Source organism: Halomonas sp. PAMB 3264, from assembly GCF_031954245.1.
Lineage (GTDB): Bacteria > Pseudomonadota > Gammaproteobacteria > Pseudomonadales > Halomonadaceae > Vreelandella.
The window spans coordinates 825,125-843,755 of sequence record NZ_CP134866.1; the positions used below are offsets into that span (position 1 = coordinate 825,125).

An 18,631-nucleotide genomic window follows, 5' to 3' on the forward strand; every position below is an offset into this window, starting at 1 on the left:
TCTGATCATGCAGTGGTTCACTCTACCGCTGATAGCGCTTGCACTGATGACACTGCCGCACGCCGGCGCCTGGGGACAGGCGCCGGCGCGTTTGGTGGTGACCAGTGAGTCGGGTGAGGTGTTGATCGATGACACCGTTGTGGAAGGCGGGCGCTGGTGCATGGCCTGGAACCATTCGGTGGCGCACTTCACCGTGCTCGACTGCTATCGCAATCAACAGGGGCAGATGGTGCTCGAGCGCAGCCATCAGCCGGACTTCGCCGCGGGCCTTGGCCATATCGCGGGCCGCGGCGAGCAGGTCTCCGACGGCGAGGGCGGCTACTGGATCAACGCCATCGACGAGCCGGTCCCAAGCAACCGCTACCTGCTGCGGGCGGGGGCGCCTGGGGTGAATCACCGTATCGTCTGGCCTGACGGCGAGCATGAGCCGTCGAGCATCAGCGAGCGCGCCGCCGGCGAGCGCGTGACGATCGAGCTTGCGCCGTCGTCAAGCGCCAACACCGAGTGATCAACACGCTCGAATCGTCTCAGGTTGGGGTATGAAGATCTTCCAGGACCGCTTTTTAGCGCAATTTTTCTAACGCAGCTTTTTTTAACGCAGCTTTTTTAACGCTTCGAGGACTCCATGAGCGAATCCACTCAACCGCCGGTGGTCATGCCGGGTGCCAACGCGATTCAGCCTCGCGCCGCACTCTGGGCGATCACGCTGGTCGCGGTCGCCCTGTCGCTTTTTCAGCTCTACTCGGCGGGTATTCAGCCGCTCGGGCTTTTCTACCAGCGCAGCATTCACTTGGCGCTGGTCATGCTGCTGGCGTTTCTAATGTTTCCGGTGTTCGGCCCGGATCGTAAGCGCGGGGCGCTCGGCTGGGCGCTCGATGCCGTCTGCTTCGCTGGCGCTTTGATCACCGGCGGCTATCTGGTGTTCTTTCTCGATGAGATCATCAACCGCGCCGGGTTCTGGAACCAGACCGACATCATCGTGGCGATGATCGCGACCGTCACGGTGCTGGAAGCGAGCCGTCGCGCGGTGGGACTCGGCATGACCATCATCGGGCTGATTGCCATCGTTTACGCCCTGGCCGGCCCCCGGGGCGAGCTTCCCTGGCTTGGCGAGTGGCTGCCGGGCATTCTCTCGCACCGTGGCTATACGCTGGACCGCGTCGCGGGGCAGCTCTATCTCGGCCAGGAGGGCATCTTTGGGCTGCCGCTCGGCGTGGCGGCGACCTACATCTTCATCTTCGTGCTGTTCGGCGCCTTTCTCGAGAGTACCGGCGCGGGGCGATTCTTCATCGATATGGCCTACGCCGCCACCGGGCGCCAGCGCGGCGGCCCGGCAAAAGCTGCCGTGCTCGCCTCGGCGGGCATGGGCTCGATCTCCGGCAGCGCCATCGCCAACGTGGTGACCACCGGTGCCTTCACCATTCCGCTGATGAAAAAGCTGGGCTACAAGCCCAAGCAGGCCGGCGGTATCGAAGCCGCGGCTTCGACCGGCGGGCAGATCATGCCGCCACTGATGGGCGCCGGTGCCTTCTTGATCGCCGAGTACACCAACACGCCGTATCTGGAAATCGTCAAGATCAGTATCCTGCCGGCGATCATGTACTTCGCCACGGTCTATCTGTTCGTGCATATCATTGCGCTCAAGCAGGGCATGCAGGGCATGCCGCGCTCCGAGCTTCCGAAGATGCGCCAGGTGATGAAGGACGGCTGGCACTTTCTGCTACCGCTGGCGGTGCTGGTGTGGCTGCTGGTGCTGAATCTGTCACCGATGCGGGTGGGGTATTACGCAGTCATCACCATGGTGGCGGTGGCGGTGATTCGCTACGCGCTCTGGTACTTCTTCGTTGCCCCCGGCCAGGGCCAGCCGGTGACCGCAGCGCGTACCAAAGCGGTGGTCTGGTCGGGGTTGACCAAACTGGTCGAAGGGCTCGAACTGGGCGCGCGCAACGCCGTGGCGGTATCGATGGCCTGCGCCGTGGCCGGGATTATCGTGGGCGTGGTGGGGCTGACCGGGCTCGGGCTCAAGTTCTCCTCGATGATGCTCGCGTTCTCTGGCGGTAACCTGGTGTTGGCACTGGTCATGGTGCTACTGGCGAGTCTGGTGCTCGGCATGGGGCTGCCGGTGACCGCCAGCTACATCGTGCTGATCGTGCTGGTGGGGCCTGCCTTGACCAATGAGTTCGGCGTACCGCTTCTGATCGCGCACCTGGTGGTGTTCTGGTACTCCCAGGACTCCAACGTGACCCCACCGATTGCGCTGGCGGGCTTTGCCGGGGCGGCGATTGCCGGCAGCAAACCGATGGAAACCGGCTTCCAGGCCTGGAAGTTCGCCAAGGGGCTCTACCTGATTCCGCTGTTCATGGTCTTCAATCCGGAGATCATCATTGGCGGGCCGGTGCCGGTCGTGATCTGGAATGCGGTGATCGCGATCTTCGCGCTGTGCGCCTTTGCCGCCTCGCTCGAAGGCTATCTGTTCACGCGAATGAGCTGGCCGGCGCGTCTGGCGATCGGCGCGGCGATCTTCGGCGTCTTCTACCCAAGCCTCTGGACCGAGCTTGCGGGCGTGGTCGTGATGGCCGTGATCATCGCCGCCAACTACCTGGCCAGCCGCCGTGAGGAGCACCCGGTCATGCCGTGACCGGCCTTGAGTGAGCGCTATAAAAAAGCCCGGGACGCCATGGCGTCCCGGGCTTTTTCGTTCAGGCCTTTTTCGTTCAGGCCTTTTTCGTTCAGGGCTTAAAAGCGTTAGAAGATCGACTCTGCCGCGCCGGAGCCCTGGGAGCCAGTTGCTTCCTCGAACTCGCGGCTCACCGTGCGCGCCTGATAAGAGGGCAGATTATCCTCGCGGAACAGCTCCGTGATACCGCCGGACTGATTGTCGTAAAGCCGACGCCCGTTGTCCGGGTCGACCCGTGCGGTCACCACGTTGCTCGGACGCTCCGGCAGCGCCGACGGCGTACCCGCCAGGGCCTGGCCCATGAAGTCGATCCAGATCGGCAGCGCGGCGCTGGCGCCGTACTCGGCAGTGGTTTCGTTGCTGTCCTTGCCGACCCACACCGTAGTCACCAGGTTGCTGTTGAAGCCGGCGAACCAGGCGTCGCGCTGGTTGTTGGTGGTGCCGGTCTTGCCGACGATATCGTCCCGGTCGAGAGTGAGCGCGGCGCGCCCAGTGCCCGAGGTGATGACGTCGCGCAGCATGTCGCGAAGGATGTACACCGCCGCCGGGTCGGCCACGCGCTTGGCGATGGGGTAGCTCTTGCCGTCGATCTCGACGCTTTGCTGGCCTTCGGCGCAGCTCGCGCAGGCGATGCTGGGCGTGGCTTCGTCGAGAATTTCGCGGTCGTCGTTACGCGTGACGCGCTCGATGAACCAGGGCGAGACCTGGAAGCCGCCGTTGGCGATGACCGCGTAGGCGTTGGTCATCTCCATCGGCGTAAGGCTTGCGCTCCCGAGGGCTAGCGACAGCCCACGCGGCAGGCGATCCACCGAGAAGCCGAAGCCTTCCAGATAGTTGATGGTCGGGGTGATGCCCATCGACTGCAGTACCCGGATGGTGACCAGGTTGCGCGAGCGGGCCAGCGCCGGGCGCAGGCGCATCGGGCCCTGGAAGTCGCGGCTCGAGTTCATCGGCCGCCACAGCGAGTCGCTGCCGTCATCGACCACCAGCGGCGAATCGTTGACTACGCTCGCCGCGGTCATGCCGCCGTCGTCGAGCGCGGCGAGATAGATGAACGGCTTGAAGATCGAGCCGGACTGGCGCTGGGCCTGAATGGCGCGGTTAAATTTGCTGGCGTTGAAATCGAAGCCGCCCTGCAGCGCGAGAATGGCGCCGGTGCGCGGGTCCTGCACCACCAGCGATCCCTCAACGTCCGGGCGCTGGGAAAGGCGTAGCGAGCCGTCATCGCTTTCCACCACGCGAATCAGATCGCCACGCTCGGCGATTTGGCTGGCATTGGCGGGCTCGCCGCCGCGGCTTCGCGGGCTCAGATACTGGCGGGCCCAGTTCAGGCCGTCCCAGCCGATGGTTTTAAGTTCACGGTCACGGGTCAGCACCTGCATTTCGCGGCCGCTGCTTTCGACCACGATGGCTGGCTGCAAAAGCCCGTAGTTGGGCGTGCGCTCGATCACCTGAAGCCAGTTGGAGACGTCGCCCTCAATGCCTTCGATTTCGGTCTGGCTGCGTTCGGCGGCCTGGCGCGCGGTCTGGCGAATCTCCGGCGACTCGGAAAGCTCTTCCTCGAGCCCTTGGGTCGTGGTCTGCTCCTGGGCTTCGACCAGGCTCGCGGCGATGTCGCTCTGCTCCGGCCCGCGCCAGCCGTGACGGCGGTCGTATTCGATCAAGCCATCGGCCAGCGCCTGACGCGCGGCGGGCTGAAGCTCGCTATCGATGGTGGTATAGATGCGGTAGCCGCCGGTGTAGGCGGTATCGCCAAAGCGCTCGACGGCGTACTGGCGCGCCATTTCCGAGACGTAGGAGGCGTCCACTTCGGTTTGCGTATAGTGGCGACGCGCGGTGACCGGCTCCTGCACCGACGCCTGATAGGTGTCGTTATCGATGTAACCCAGCTCGCGCATGCGAAACAGGATCCAGTTGCGGCGAATCAGCGAGCGCTCGGAGTTGGCCAGCGGGTTGAACGCCGACGGCGCCTTGGGCAGGCCGGCGATCATCGCGGTTTCGGCCAGCGTGAGCTCGGAGAGCGGGCGGTCGTAATAGGTCTCCGCGGCGGTGGCGATGCCGTAGGCGCGGTTGCCCAGAAAGATCTTGTTCACGTAGAGCTCGAAGATCTGCTCCTTGGAGAGCACCTGCTCCATCTGAAGCGCCAGCAGGATCTCGCGAATCTTGCGCGTGAAGGTCTGATCCAGAGTGAGCATGTAGTTACGCGCGACCTGCATGGTGATGGTCGAGCCGCCGGACTGGATCGTGCCGCCACTGCTTGCAAGCTCCACCGCAGCACGGGCCAGACCCCGCGGGTCGACCCCCGCGTGCTCGAAGAAGCTCGAGTCCTCGGCGGCGATCAGCGCATTGATCATGTTTTGAGGGATTTCGTCGAAGTCCACCACCATGCGGCGCTCTTCACCGAACTCGCCGATCAGCCGGCCGTCGTTGGTGAAGATACGAAGCGGGGTGTGGAGCTCGAAATTTTGTAGCTGACGCACATCGGGAAGCCCGGGCGAAAAGTAGATGGCAGCGGCGATCACCGCCAGCGCCGTGGCGCCCACGAGGGCGACCACCGCGGAGAACAGTGACACGAGAAGAGTTCGTAAAAACGTCATGAACAGAGGGCACCCGTGGAGATAAAAGAGGTACGGCGTCCAGCTGGCCGTATTGCGCAATTGGGCACCATTATAAGAAGCCTATCCACCGGCCACCAGTGTTGATATGCCATGTGGGCCTTAACGTGTCGCGCCGCTAAAAATAAGGTAACCTCGCTACACGCTCGGTAAAACGATAAAACCAAACGGGATCCCATGCGCTTATCAACGTCTGGAAAGGGATTGATCGGGGTCGATATCACCTCGGCCACCGTCAAGCTTTTAGAGCTTAAACAGCTGGATACCAACTATCAGGTACAAAGCTACGCCGTACGCCCGCTCAAGGAAGGCGCGGTGGTGGAGCGGCGTATTCGCGATATCAACGACGTGGCGCGAGTACTTAGAGCCGCCGTCGAACACGCCAAACCCACCACACGCAAGGCCGCCGTCGCGGTACCGGCGAGTGCGGCGATTACCCGCACCCTCACGTACCCCGCATCGCTTGGCGAAGAGGACATCGAAGCGCGTATCATCGAGGAGTACGACCGCCACGTTCCCTTTCCGTTCAACGAGGTGGCGTTCGATTTCCAGCGCCTGGGGTTGGTGCCCGGCGACGACACTCTGCAGCAGGTGATTTTAGTGGCGTGTCGCCAGCGCGATGTCAGCCAGCTCACCGATACCCTGATCCAGGCCGGGCTCGAACCGGCCGCCGTCGACGTTGAAACCTTCGCCGTGGAGCGCTCGTTTGGCGAGCTCAGACGCCAGATCGATCTGGCCGAGGCGTCGCAGTCGAACATCGCGCTGGTGGATCTGGGCGCGACCATGAACGCTTTCCACGTGCTCGACCACGGCCGCATCATTTACAGCCGCGATACCGTTTACGGGGGGCGCCAGCTCACCGATAACATCCGCGAGCGCTATGAGCTGACCAACGAAGAGGCGGGGCTTGCCAAAAAGCGCGGCGGGTTGCCGGAGGACTACGAAAAGAGCGTGCTCGATCCTTTCATCGACACCGTCGTACAGCAGGTAGGCCGCTCTCTACAGCTTTACTACACCGCCGGGCGCAAGCGGCGCGTGGAGCATCTGGTGCTGGCCGGCGGGTCGAGCGTGATTCCGGGCCTTGCCGAGCGCATCGCCCAGGAGAACGACCTGACGGTGACCCAGGCCAATCCGTTTCAGCGCATGAAGCTTCGCTCGCGGATCAACGTCAAGGGGCTGACCAGCGACGCGCCGGCAATGCTCACCGCCTGTGGGCTTGCCATGAAGGTGAGCCAGTGAATATCAATATCAATCTGCTGGCCTGGCGCGAAGCGCGTCGGGAGAAGCGCACCAAACAGTTTTACGGCGTGCTGGCACTGGCGCTTGCGCTGGGTATTCTGGCCGCCCTCGGCGTTTCGCTCATTTATCAGCAGGAGCTCGACGAGCAGGCGATGCGTAATGACTATATCGTCCGTCACATCGAGCAGCTCGACCAGCAGATCGAGGACGTCAAGCGCTACCAGGAGGATGCTGCCCAGCTCAATCAACAGCTTGCCCTGTTCAGGACGCTGCAAAGCGAGCGCGTCGATACCGTCGAGCTCTTCAACGCGCTGGCGGCCAGTTTGACCGACGGTGTGGTCTACGAAGAGCTCAGCCGTGAAGGCCCGCGGGTGAGTGTGACGGCGACGGCCAACGACGAGCGCCAGGTCTCCGAGCAGCTTCGCCGCCTGGCCCGCGTGCCGGGCTTCGCGGTGCCGGTGCTATCGGAAGTCACCAGCGCGCCGGACGAGCAGGGGCGGCGTTTTCGCTTCGAGATGATTCAAACGATGCCCACTGTCGAGGCCAGTGCGACGACCGAGGAGACCGCCCAGTGATGAGTAAAGCCCGGGCGCGCCAGGAGTGGCAGCGTCTCAAGGAAGTCGAGGTGCAAAGTCTCGATCTAAAAGAGGCCGGCGGCTGGCCGATCTTTTTGAAGGCGCTGTGCGTGATACTGGTGTTCGCCGTCGCCTTTGGGGCTCTGATGGCCTGGCAGGTGAGCGAAAAGCGCGCTGGCCTTGCCGAGGCCAAACGTGAGGAGGCGCGCCTTTTAAGCGACTACCGCGTCAAGGCCTCGGAAGTGGCGCTCTTGCCCAACGTTCAAAGCCAGCTTGAAACGCTTGGCGGACACATGGAGCGCATGCGCGCGATGCTGCCCACCAATGTCGAAATTCCGTCCCTTCTGGACAGCATCAGCGATGCCGCGGTGGATAATCGTCTTACCATCGAGGTGATTCGCCTCGGGGCGCCGGTGGCCAACGAGCATTACATCGAGCATCCGCTGGATATTCAGGTGCGCGGCGGCTACCACCAGCTGGGCCGCTTCGTCGCCGATATCAGCCAGCTGGCGCGCATCGTGACCCAGCACGATTTGACCCTCACCGCCGTCGAGCCGCCGGGCGAGTCGCTTCGGTTGACGCTGGATGCGCGCACCTATACCTATATCGACGAGGCTCGACCCGACGAGGTAGCGCCATGAGTCCGCGCGCGCTAACGCCGCTTTTGCTGACCGCTTTGCTGAGTGGCTGCAACGACGCCATGCTCGACCAGCTCGATGCCACGCTTGCCGACATTCGGCGCGAACCGAACGTGCCGGTGGCCATCGACGCCGCACCGTTTCCCGAGCCCGCGCTATTAAACTATCGATATAGCGAGTCACGTAGCCCGTTTTTGGCGCCTGAGCGGCTAGCGCGCAGTGAGACAATCGCAACGCGCAATAGCGCCCTGGCGCCGGATACCGAGCGCCCGCTGGAGCCGCTGGAGGCCTTTGCGCTCCCGTCGCTACGCCTGGTAGGTACGCTTCAGATGGGCACTCAGCGCGTCGCCCTGATTGCAACGCCGGACGGCAGCGTCGTCACCGTGCGCGAAGGCAATCACCTGGGCACCAACTACGGGGAGATTACCCGCATTACGCTGGACGAGGTCACGCTGGTCGAGCGCATCCTTGACGAGCAGCAAGGGTGGCAAACGAGCCCGGCCGCCCTGTCGCTGCAGCCCTGAGGCGCTTGTGAGCTGCGGTTGAGCAACCATTTTCGTTGGACGTTTATTTGGACATCCCTGTTTATGATCACCATTGCCCGCAGTACCGCGCTTTGTCTGCTCGCCCTCTCTGTGCTCGCTTGCCCGGCGCTTGCCTCGGCGGCGCTATTGACCGACCTGGAGGTGCGTGATGCGCCCCAGGGGGAGGTCGAGCTACTGCTGTCATTTGACGGCGCGCCGGGCGAGCTGACTGGCTACGCGCTGGAGGCGCCGCCGCGGCTGGCGCTGGATCTGGCCAATACGCAAAACGGGCTTGCCGAGCGAAGCCAGGCCGTGGGGCTGGGTGGGGTGGAGCGCATCACCACCATCGAAGGTGGCGGGCGCACGCGACTGATCGTCGATTTGAGCGGCGCGCACACGTTTCGCTCGGCGGCCTCGCCCAGCCGGCTCAGCGTGTTTCTTACCCCCACCGCCATTGGCTCCCAGCCGCCGGTCGCGTCCACGCCAAGCGCCGCCAGCGTCCCCACCGCCCCACCGTCACCGCGCCCGGCGCCGGCCGCCTCTAGTGGGCCAAGCATCGAGGACATCGATTTTCGCCGCGGCGCCAACGGCGCCGGGCGGCTTCTGGTCACGTTCAGTCAAAGCGGGGTGAACGCCCGCGTCGAGGAGGCGGGGCTTGGCGTGGTGAACGCCACCTTGCCGGGCGTCACGCTGCCCGCGTCGCTCGACCAGATTCTCGATGTCACCGACTTCGCCACGCCCATCAATCGCATCACGCCGCGCACCACCGCCACGGGCACCCAGCTCGAGCTGCAAACCCAGGGGCCTTATGCGCTGCTCTCCTCGCAAAGCGGGCGGGTGCTGACCATCGACGTCGAGCCCGTGGCCACCCCCGCCGATTCGCTTGCCCAGGAGGCGGAAGAGCGCTTTACCGGCGACCGGCTGAGCCTCAACTTTCAGGACATCGAAGTGCGCTCGGTACTCGCCACGCTTGCCGAATTCACCGGGCTCAACCTGGTCGCCAGCGACAGCGTCACCGGCCGGGTCACGCTGAACTTGAACGACGTACCCTGGGATCAGGCGCTGGCGCTGATTCTGCAAAGCCAGGGGCTATCGAGCCGCGAGCAGGGCAACGTGATCGTGATCGCCCCGGCTGGGGAGCTCGCCGAGGTCGAACGTCAACAGATCGAGTCGCGCAATCAGCGCCAAACGCTGGCGCCACTGGTGACCGAGTTCATCGAGGTGCGCTATGCCCGCGCCGAGGACTTCGCCCAGCTCTTGCGCGGCGCCGAAGGCTTTGGCCTTTTGACCGACCGCGGCCGGGTCAGCGTGGACCAGCGCACCAATACGCTGCTGGTGCAGGATACCGCCGACCAGCTTCGCGAAATCGTGGCCACCCTCGACCGGCTCGATGTCGCCGTGCGCCAGGTGCAGATCGAGGCGCGCATCGTCATCGCCCGCGATAACGCCTCCCGCGAGCTGGGGGTCAACTGGAGCGCCTCGAGCACTCGCGGCTTTCAGATTAACGAGTTTGGGCAAGGCGTTCGTCGAGACCTCAATCCACAAGGTCTCAGCCGTGCTCGGGGCGGGCTCGCCGTGGACCTTGGCCCCGGCGCGGTCGCGGGCACCGGTTTCAGCTTCGGCTATCTCTCCGGCGACGTGCTGCTGGATCTCGAGCTTCGAGCACTCGAAAGCGAAGGCAAGAGCCAGACGATCTCCCAGCCGCGCATCATCACCGCCAACCAGCGCACCGCCACCATCCGCCAGGGCGAGGAGCGCGCCTTTCAAAGCGTCGATGCAGAGGGCAACCCGGATACCCAGTTCAAGGAAGCCGAGCTTTCGCTCGAGGTCACGCCGCAAATCACTCCGGACAACCGCATCATCATGGATCTGGTGATCAAGAACGATAGTTTCCGCGAAAGCGAATTCGGTGGTGAGCCGCCCATCGATACCAACCAGATCGAAACCCAGGTACTGGTGGACAATGGCCAAACCGTGGTGCTGGGCGGTATCTTGACCACCGAACAGCTCAGCCAAATTTCCAAAACGCCGCTTCTGGGCGATCTGCCGCTTTTGGGCCGGCTGTTTCGCTATAACCAGGAGAGCAATGAGAAGGTAGAGCTGTTAGTGTTTATTACTCCACGACTACTCGATGATGGTTTGACGGTTCGCTGATGCAGGATTTACCCAATCTTTTTCTGGTCGGCCCGATGGGAGCCGGCAAAAGCACCATCGGCCGTTTGCTGGCCGCGGAGCTTTCACGCACGTTCTTTGATAGTGATCACGTGATCCAGGACCGCTGTGGCGCGGACATTCCCTGGATTTTCGACGTCGAAGGCGAGCCCGGTTTTCGCCTTCGCGAAGTGCAGATGATCGACGAGCTCACCAGGCTTTCTGGGGTGGTGCTGGCCACCGGCGGCGGTGCGGTGCTGCGCGAAGAGAACCGCCGGGCGCTGCGCGAGCGCGGCACCGTGGTGTATCTGCTGACCACCGTCGAGCAGCAGCTCAAGCGTACCGCCCGCGACAAGAACCGCCCGCTTTTGCAGCGCGTCGACCGCGAGCAGGTACTCAAGGATATGTTTTTACTGCGTGACCCGCTCTATCGCGCGACCTCGGACATTACCGTACGCACCGACCGGCGAAGCCCGCGTGCGGTGGTCAACGACATTTTGCGCCGCGCGCGGCGCTTGAACGATCCGCTGGAAAGCCGCCAGCTCACCGACTCCGGGGTATCCTCATGACTGCCAACGCCCGTCGCACCCTCAACGTCGCGCTCGGCGAGCGCAGTTACCCCATTCATGTCGGCCGCGGCCTGATCGGTGAGCCCGGCCTGCTGGCGCCTTATCTGGCGGGCCGCCAGGTGATGGTAGTCACCAACGACACCATTGCACCGCTCTACTTGAAGGCGCTGATGGACGCGCTGCCCGAGGAGTGCGACGTGCGTACGGTGTCGCTACCCGACGGCGAGCGCTATAAGAACCTGGAGCAAGTCGAGCGCATCTGGGATGCCCTGCTGGGTGCCGGGTTCAATCGCCGCTGCACGCTGATCGCACTCGGCGGCGGCGTGATCGGCGACATGGTCGGCTTTGCCGCCGCCGCCTATCAGCGCGGAGTGGCGTTCATTCAGGTACCGACCACGCTGCTCTCCCAGGTAGACTCCTCGGTGGGCGGCAAGACCGGCGTCAATCATCCGCTGGGCAAGAACATGATCGGCGCTTTCCACCAGCCTCGCGCGGTACTCATCGATATCGACACGCTGGCCACACTCCCGCCGCGCGAGCTCTCCGCCGGGCTTGCCGAAGTGATCAAGTACGGCTTGATTCGCGACGAGGCGTTTCTTGGCTGGCTCGAGGAGCACATGGACGCGCTTCGCCGTATTGATGCCGATGCCGTCAGTGAGGCGATCGCGGTGAGCTGTCAGATCAAGGCCGATATCGTCGCCGAAGATGAAACCGAGCAGGACGTGCGGGCGCTTCTGAACCTGGGCCACACCTTTGGCCACGCCATCGAGGCGCACCAGGGGTACGGCAACTGGCTACACGGCGAGGCGGTCGGCGCCGGGATGGCGATGGCGGCCACACTCTCCTTCGAGCTTGGCATGATCGACGAGCCGATGCTCACTCGCGCCCGGACGGTGATCGAGCGCGCGGGGCTGCCGCTGGCCGCGCCGTCGAACATGAGCGTCGAGGATTTTCTCAGCCGGATGCGGCTGGACAAGAAAAACGTCGATGCCCGGCTCAGGTTGATATTGCTCAACGCTCTGGGGGAGGCGGTAATCAGCGATCAGACGCCACCGGATACGCTAAACGAGCTGCTTCGGCGCTACCCGCGAAGCGAATAATTCCGTTCTTCTGTCTTTGTCTTGACAGCGGGCGTCGACCGGCGCCTCTAAAACCCGCCCACGTGGCGGGTTTTGGCGTTTGGGTCATGCGTAAAGCCAATGGTTGCGCCAATCGGTATGCCGTATGCGTTATCGGCATGGATAAAAGCGGTGTTGTTAGACTAAAGTCTATGTGGCATTCGGGCTCACGCAGACTACGCATGATATCGGCTTAAGTGGTTGACGGAGCTATGTTTTTTGGTTGGGTGCTGCTGCAAATACAGGATTTGGCGAGAGTTTTGAGAAATTTGGCGCGGTCGGGCGATTGCGCCAGGTGGGGGCAAGTGGCTATGCTGAGCGGCCATTTTCCTGAGGCAGCGAACGCCAGGGAGCCGGGAGCTCGGGCGGGAAAGGCAAGACAAAATAAAAAGAAAACCCGCCATTAAAGCACAAGTTCGCTGCCAGTAAAACACCTTGACTAGAGGCACGCCCATGAACAAAGGTCTTCATCAGCCTGGCGAGTTTCGCGATAACTGCGGTTTTGGGCTTATCGCGCACATGCAAGGGGAAGCCAGTCACGATCTCCTCAAAACCGCCATCGAGTCGCTGACCTGCATGACCCACCGGGGCGGCATCGCCGCCGACGGCAAAACCGGCGACGGCTGCGGGCTGCTGCTGAAAATGCCGACCCGGTTCATGCGCGATGTCGCAAAAGAAGCGCTGGGCACCGAGCCCGGCGAGCGCTTCGCCGTGGGGGTGATCTTTCTGCCCAATGACGATGCGCGCGCCCGGACGGCCCGCGAGACGTTGGAGCGCGAGCTCGACAGCCGCGGCTTGAAGCGCCTGGGCTGGCGCGAAGTGCCCACGGATTCGAGCGTGTGCGGCCCGATGGCGCTCGATTGCCTGCCGCGGATCGAACAGATTTTCGTCGAGCCCGGCGATAGCGCCAATTTCACCGTCGATCTGTTCATGGCCCGGCGCTACGCTGAGCAGGCCTTGAAGAAAGAGGAGGACTTCTACGTCGCCTCGCTCTCTTCTGAAGTCGTCTCCTACAAGGGCCTGGTGATGCCGGAAGATCTGCCGGCCTTTTACAAGGACCTGAACGATTCGCGCCTGGAAACCGCCATCTGCGTATTCCACCAGCGTTTTTCGACCAACACCGCGCCGCGTTGGCCGCTGGCCCAGCCGTTTCGCCTGCTCGCCCACAACGGCGAGATCAACACCATCGAAGCCAACCGCGGCTGGGCGAACTCCCGGAAGGCCAACTTCGCAAGCGAGCAGTTGCCGGACATCGTCAAGCTCGACGAGGTAGTCAACACCACCGGCTCCGACTCCTCGAGCATGGACAACATGCTCGAAGTGCTGCTCACCGGCGGCATGGAGCTTCATCGCGCCGTGCGCATGATGGTGCCGCCGGCCTGGCAAAACGTCGAGACCATGGACGCGGAGCTGCGCGCGTTCTATGAGTACAACTCCATGCACATGGAGCCCTGGGATGGCCCCGCCGGCGTGGTCATGACCGATGGCCGCCAGGCGGTGTGCATGCTCGACCGTAACGGCCTGCGCCCGGCGCGCTGGGTGATGACCAAGAACGGCTACATCACGCTCGCCTCCGAAACCGGCACCTACGGCTACAAGCCCGAGGACGTGGTGGCCAAGGGCCGCGTCGGCCCGGGCCAGATGCTCGCCGTCGATACCCAGACCGGCGAAGTGCTGCATACCGACGACATCGACAACCGCCTGAAGTCCGCCTACCCCTACAAGCGCTGGCTGAAAGAGCAGGCGAGCTATCTGGAGTCAGCGCTGACCGAGCTTGCGCGGTTCCAGAGCATGGATACCGATGCACTCAACGTGCAGCAGAAGATGTTCCAGGTGACGTTCGAAGAGCGCGACCAGGTGCTGCGCCCGCTGGCGGAAAGCGGCCAGGAAGCGGTTGGCTCGATGGGCGACGACACGCCGATGGCGGTGCTGTCGAGCCGCCCGCGTCTTCTGACCGACTTCTTCCGGCAGAAATTCGCCCAAGTGACCAACCCGCCGATCGACCCGCTGCGCGAGGCGATCGTGATGTCGCTGGAAACCTGCTGCGGCGCCGAGCTCAACGTCTTCAAGGCGACCCCGGAACACGCTCATCGCCTGATTCTGACCACGCCGATCCTGTCGCCGCGCAAGTTCACCGCGCTGGTCAGCCAGGACGATCCGGCGTTTGCCAGCTGCCTACTCTCGCTTGGCTACAACCCGGACGAGACCAGCCTCAAGCAGGCCGTCGACGCGCTGTGCCAGAAGGCCGAGCGCCAGGTGAAAGAGGGCTGCGTGCTGCTGGTGCTCAGTGACGCCGAGCTGCCCAAGGGCGAAGTGCCGATTCAGGCCGCGCTCGCCGTGGGTGCCGTACACAGCCACCTGGGCCGTCTTGCCATGCGCCCGATGGCGAACATCATCGTCGAGACCGGCTACGCCCGTGATGCTCATCAGATGGCGGTGCTCTTCGGCGTGGGCGCCACGGCGGTCTATCCCTGGCTTGCCTACCAGGTCATGGCGGACATGCATCGCGTCGGCGAGCTGACCGGCAACCCGGCGGACGCCCGCGAGAACTACCGTAAGGGCCTGCAGAAGGGGCTGTTCAAGATTCTCTCCAAGATGGGCATCTCGACTTTGGCCTCCTACCGCGGCTCGATGCTGTTCGAGGCAGTCGGGCTCAACGACGAGATCATGGACACCTGCTTCGTGGGCATGGCCTCGCGCATTCAGGGCGCAGGCTTTGGCGAGCTGCAGATGCAGCAGACGCTGATCGCGAAGGATGCCTGGACGCCGCGCAAGGGAATCTCCCAGGGCGGCCAGCTCAAGTACGTTCACGGCTATGAGTACCACGCCTACAACCCGGACGTGGTCATGACGCTGCAGGCGGCGGTGCAGGAAGGCAGCTACGCCAAATGGAAGAAGTTCGCCCAGCAGGTGAACGAGCGCCCGGTGGCGACCATTCGCGACATGCTGAAGCTCAAGCAGTCCGGCGATTCCATCGCCTTGGACGAGGTGGAGTCCATCGAGGAGCTCTTGCCGCGCTTCGATAGCGCCGGCATGTCGCTTGGCGCGCTGTCGCCGGAGGCTCACGAGGCGCTGGCCCAGGCGATGAACGAAGCCGGCGGGCGCTCCAACTCCGGTGAAGGCGGCGAAGACCACGCCCGCTACGGCACCATCCGAAGCTCCAAGATCAAGCAGATCGCCTCCGGCCGCTTCGGTGTGACGCCGTCGTATCTGGTCAACGCCGAAGTGCTGCAGATCAAGGTCGCCCAGGGCGCCAAGCCCGGTGAAGGCGGCCAGCTGCCCGGCGGCAAGGTCAACGAGATCATCGCCAAGCTGCGCTACGCCGTGCCTGGTGTGACGCTGATCTCGCCGCCGCCGCATCACGACATCTACTCGATCGAGGATCTGGCGCAGCTGATTTTCGACCTCAAGCAGGTCAACCCACAAGCGCAGGTCTCGGTCAAGCTGGTCTCCGAGCCCGGCATCGGCACCATCGCCACCGGCGTTGCCAAGGCCTACGCTGATTTGATCACCGTCTCCGGCTACGACGGCGGCACCGCGGCGAGCCCGCTGACCTCGATCAAGCACGCCGGTTCCCCTTGGGAGCTGGGCCTGCCCGAGGTACACCAGGCGCTGCGTATCAACGGCCTGCGCGACAAGATCCGCCTGCAGACCGACGGCGGCCTGAAGACCGGGCTCGACGTCATCAAGGCGGCGATTCTCGGCGCCGAGAGCTTCGGCTTCGGCACCGCACCCATGGTCGCGCTGGGCTGCAAGTACCTGCGGATTTGTCACCTGAACAACTGCGCCACCGGTGTCGCCACTCAGGATGACTACCTGCGCGGCGAGCACTTCCGCGGCACCGTCGACATGGTCAAGAACTACTTCCGCTTCATTGCCGAAGAAGTGCGCGAACTGATGGCGATGATGGGCGTGCGCAGGCTGACCGACCTGATCGGCCGCACCGATCTGCTCGAAGTGATCGAAGGGCGCACCGCCTCGCAGCGCGGGCTCGATTTGACCCCGCTTTTGAAAAACGATTTCGTGCCGGCGGATGCGCCGCAGTTCTGCACGGTGAGCCGTAACGTGCCCCACGATCCGGGTGCGAAAAACCAGGAAGTGCTCGAGGCGCTCAAAAGCGCCATCGAGAACCGCTCCGGCGGCGACTTCAGCTTCGATATCACCAACTGCGATCGTAGCGTCGGCGCGCTCTCCTCCGGCGCCATCGCCAAGCGCTATGGCGAAGAGGGCCTGGAAGACGCCCCGATCACCGCGCGCTTCACCGGCGTGGCAGGCCAGAGCTTTGGCGTGTGGAACGCGCGGGGGCTGAATCTGTACCTCGAAGGCGACGCCAACGACTACGTCGGCAAGGGCATGAACGGCGGGCGCATCGTCATCGTGCCGCCAGCGGTGAGCGAGTTCGAAAGCCACAAGACCTCGATCGTCGGCAACACCTGCCTGTACGGCGCCACCGGCGGCACGCTGTATGCCGCGGGCGTGGCTGGCGAGCGCTTTGGCGTGCGCAACTCCGGCGCCATGGCGGTCATCGAAGGCGCGGGGGATCACTGCTGCGAGTACATGACCGGCGGTATGATCTGCGTGCTGGGTGAGACCGGCGTCAACTTCGGCGCCGGCATGACCGGCGGCTTTGCCTACGTGCTCGACGAAGAGCGCAGCTTCGTGGACAAGTACAACCACGAGCTGGTCGAGATTCACCGGGTCAACACCGAGGCGATGGAGGCGTACCGCCGCCACCTGCGCGAGACGATCGAAGCCTACGTGGCCGAGACCGGATCAAAGCGTGGGGCAGCCATTCTGGAAGACTTCAGCGACTACGCGCGCCACTTCTGGCTGGTGAAGCCGAAGGCGGCGAGTCTGGGAAGTCTGTTGGATCAATCTCGGCGTCAGCCGCAGTAATCCGAATGTGTCCATCGCCGAGAGGAGAGAGATCATGGCCAACCGTTTGAACAACGATTTCCAGTTTATCGACGTGGGTCGCAAGGACCCGCAGAAAAAAGAGGCGCACGCGCGCGCCAAAGAGTTCGCCGAAATCTACGAGCCGTTCAAGCCAACGGACGCGGCGAGCCAGGCGCACCGCTGCCTGCACTGCGGCAACCCGTACTGCGAGTGGAAGTGCCCGGTGCACAACTACATTCCCAACTGGCTGCAGCTCGTTGTGGAAGGCAACATCATCGAAGCCGCGGAGCTTTCGCACAAGACCAACTCGCTGCCGGAAGTGTGCGGGCGCGTCTGCCCGCAGGACCGTCTCTGTGAAGGCGACTGCACGCTCAACGATGGCTTTGGCGCGGTCACCATCGGCTCGATCGAGAAGTACATCACCGACACCGCCTTCGCCATGGGCTGGCGCCCGGACATGTCCAAGGTGGTCTGGACCGACAAGAAGGTCGCGATCATCGGCGCCGGCCCCGCGGGCCTGGGCGCGGCGGACATTCTCGCGCGCAACGGCGTCAAGCCCGTGGTGTTCGACCGCCACCCGGAGATCGGCGGGCTTTTGACCTTCGGTATTCCGGAGTTCAAGCTCGAAAAGAACGTCATGGAGCGCCGCCGCGCGGTGTTCGAGGAGATGGGCATCGAGTTTTGTTTGAACGTCGAGATCGGCGTGGACATCGAGTTCGACACCCTGGTGCAGGAGTATGACGCGGTATTCCTCGGCATGGGCACCTACCAGTACATGGAAGGTGGCTTCCCCGGTGAAAACCTGCCCGGCGTTTACAAGGCGCTCGACTTTTTGATCGCCAACGTCAACCGGCGCCTGGGCTTCGAGAAGGATCCGGCGGACTACATCTCGATGGAAGGCAAGCGCGTGGTGGTGCTCGGCGGCGGCGATACGGCGATGGACTGTAACCGCAGCTCGATTCGTCAGCGCGCGGCGAGCGTGACCTGCGCCTACCGCCGCGACGAAGAGAACATGCCCGGCTCGCGCCGCGAGGTGGCCAACGCCCGGGAAGAGGGCGTCGAGTTTCTCTTCAACCGCCAGCCCATCGCCGTGGTCGGCGAAGGTAAGGTGGAAGGCGTGAAGGTCGTGCGCACCCGGCTGGGCGAGGCCGATGAAAACGGCCGCCGCCGCCCGGAAATCGTGCCCGGTTCCGAAGAAGTGATCCCGGCGGATGCCGTCGTGGTCGCCTTTGGCTTCCAGGCAAGCACGATCCCGTGGTTCGAGGGCGCCAGCGTCGAGGTTTGCGAGCGTCGCCTGGTCAAGGCCCCGGAACACGGTCAGTACGCCTTCCAGACCACCAACGAGAAGATCTTCGCTGGCGGCGACATGGTCCGCGGCTCGGATCTGGTGGTCACCGCCATCTATGAGGGCCGTCAGGCCGCCGAGGGAATACTGGATTATCTGGGCGTCTGATTTCTTCCTGCCAAATCAACAGGTCGTGTTCGCACGGCCTGTTTTTTTATGGGCGCAAGGTTTTCTCGGCAGTGGAGGGCCGGCCAGTTCAAATTGAGCCTTCGGGCGAGCTCTGGTATTCTGTCATCCCATCCTGGTGTGGCTTTCTGCCGTGCCTTCTGATCACGTTCTTACAG

Annotated in this window: 12 protein-coding genes; 11 read left to right on the forward strand and 1 reads right to left on the reverse strand. The window is 63.6% G+C overall.

Annotated elements, in window-relative coordinates; all coding sequences use genetic code 11:
* Nucleotides 1–7 precede the first annotated feature (7 nt).
* Entirely contained in the window at nt 8–508 is a 501-nt protein-coding gene (locus RN347_RS03795) for a DUF1850 domain-containing protein (RefSeq protein WP_311960237.1), read from the forward strand.
* Nucleotides 509–625: 117 nt separating this feature from the next.
* Entirely contained in the window at nt 626–2,638 is a 2,013-nt protein-coding gene (locus RN347_RS03800) for a TRAP transporter permease (RefSeq protein WP_311960238.1), read from the forward strand.
* Between the two features lie 107 nt (nt 2,639–2,745).
* On the opposite strand, the gene RN347_RS03805 is transcribed toward RN347_RS03800, so the two are convergent.
* Nucleotides 2,746–5,274 (reverse strand): PBP1A family penicillin-binding protein, encoded by a 2,529-nt coding sequence (locus RN347_RS03805; RefSeq protein WP_311960239.1) that lies wholly within the window; start codon nt 5,272–5,274, stop codon nt 2,746–2,748.
* A gap of 195 nt (nt 5,275–5,469) precedes the next feature.
* On the opposite strand from RN347_RS03805, the gene pilM reads away from it, so the two are divergent.
* From pilM to RN347_RS03850, 9 genes are all read left to right on the forward strand, one after another.
* Nucleotides 5,470–6,531 carry a type IV pilus assembly protein PilM gene (pilM, locus tag RN347_RS03810; protein WP_311960240.1) on the forward strand — a complete coding sequence of 354 codons (1,062 nt, stop codon included), beginning with the start codon at nt 5,470–5,472 and terminating at the stop codon, nt 6,529–6,531.
* Nucleotides 6,528–7,106: a PilN domain-containing protein gene (locus tag RN347_RS03815; RefSeq protein WP_263584916.1), complete on the forward strand. Its 579-nt coding sequence runs from the start codon at nt 6,528–6,530 to the stop codon at nt 7,104–7,106. The genes pilM and RN347_RS03815 overlap by 4 nt, the downstream gene beginning before the upstream one ends.
* Nucleotides 7,106–7,747: a type 4a pilus biogenesis protein PilO gene (locus tag RN347_RS03820; RefSeq protein WP_263584915.1), complete on the forward strand. Its 642-nt coding sequence runs from the start codon at nt 7,106–7,108 to the stop codon at nt 7,745–7,747. Before RN347_RS03815 ends, RN347_RS03820 begins: the two co-directional genes overlap by 1 nt.
* A complete protein-coding gene (locus RN347_RS03825) occupies nt 7,744–8,268 on the forward strand; it encodes a pilus assembly protein PilP (RefSeq protein WP_311960241.1) in 525 nt (174 codons plus the stop codon). Before RN347_RS03820 ends, RN347_RS03825 begins: the two co-directional genes overlap by 4 nt.
* Before the next feature lie 63 nt (nt 8,269–8,331).
* Complete coding sequence (gene pilQ, locus RN347_RS03830; protein WP_311960242.1) at nt 8,332–10,422, forward strand: type IV pilus secretin PilQ; 2,091 nt, start codon at nt 8,332–8,334, stop codon at nt 10,420–10,422.
* Nucleotides 10,422–10,988 (forward strand): shikimate kinase AroK, encoded by a 567-nt coding sequence (gene aroK / locus RN347_RS03835; RefSeq protein ID WP_263584912.1) that lies wholly within the window; start codon nt 10,422–10,424, stop codon nt 10,986–10,988. The genes pilQ and aroK overlap by 1 nt, the downstream gene beginning before the upstream one ends.
* A complete protein-coding gene (aroB, locus tag RN347_RS03840; protein WP_311960243.1) occupies nt 10,985–12,088 on the forward strand; it encodes a 3-dehydroquinate synthase in 1,104 nt (367 codons plus the stop codon). Before aroK ends, aroB begins: the two co-directional genes overlap by 4 nt.
* A gap of 471 nt (nt 12,089–12,559) precedes the next feature.
* Nucleotides 12,560–17,002 carry a glutamate synthase large subunit gene (gene gltB / locus RN347_RS03845; RefSeq protein ID WP_311960244.1) on the forward strand — a complete coding sequence of 1,481 codons (4,443 nt, stop codon included), beginning with the start codon at nt 12,560–12,562 and terminating at the stop codon, nt 17,000–17,002.
* 34 nt (nt 17,003–17,036) lie between these two features.
* Entirely contained in the window at nt 17,037–18,455 is a 1,419-nt protein-coding gene (locus tag RN347_RS03850) for an FAD-dependent oxidoreductase (protein WP_311960245.1), read from the forward strand.
* The last annotated feature ends 176 nt before the right edge of the window (nt 18,456–18,631 follow it).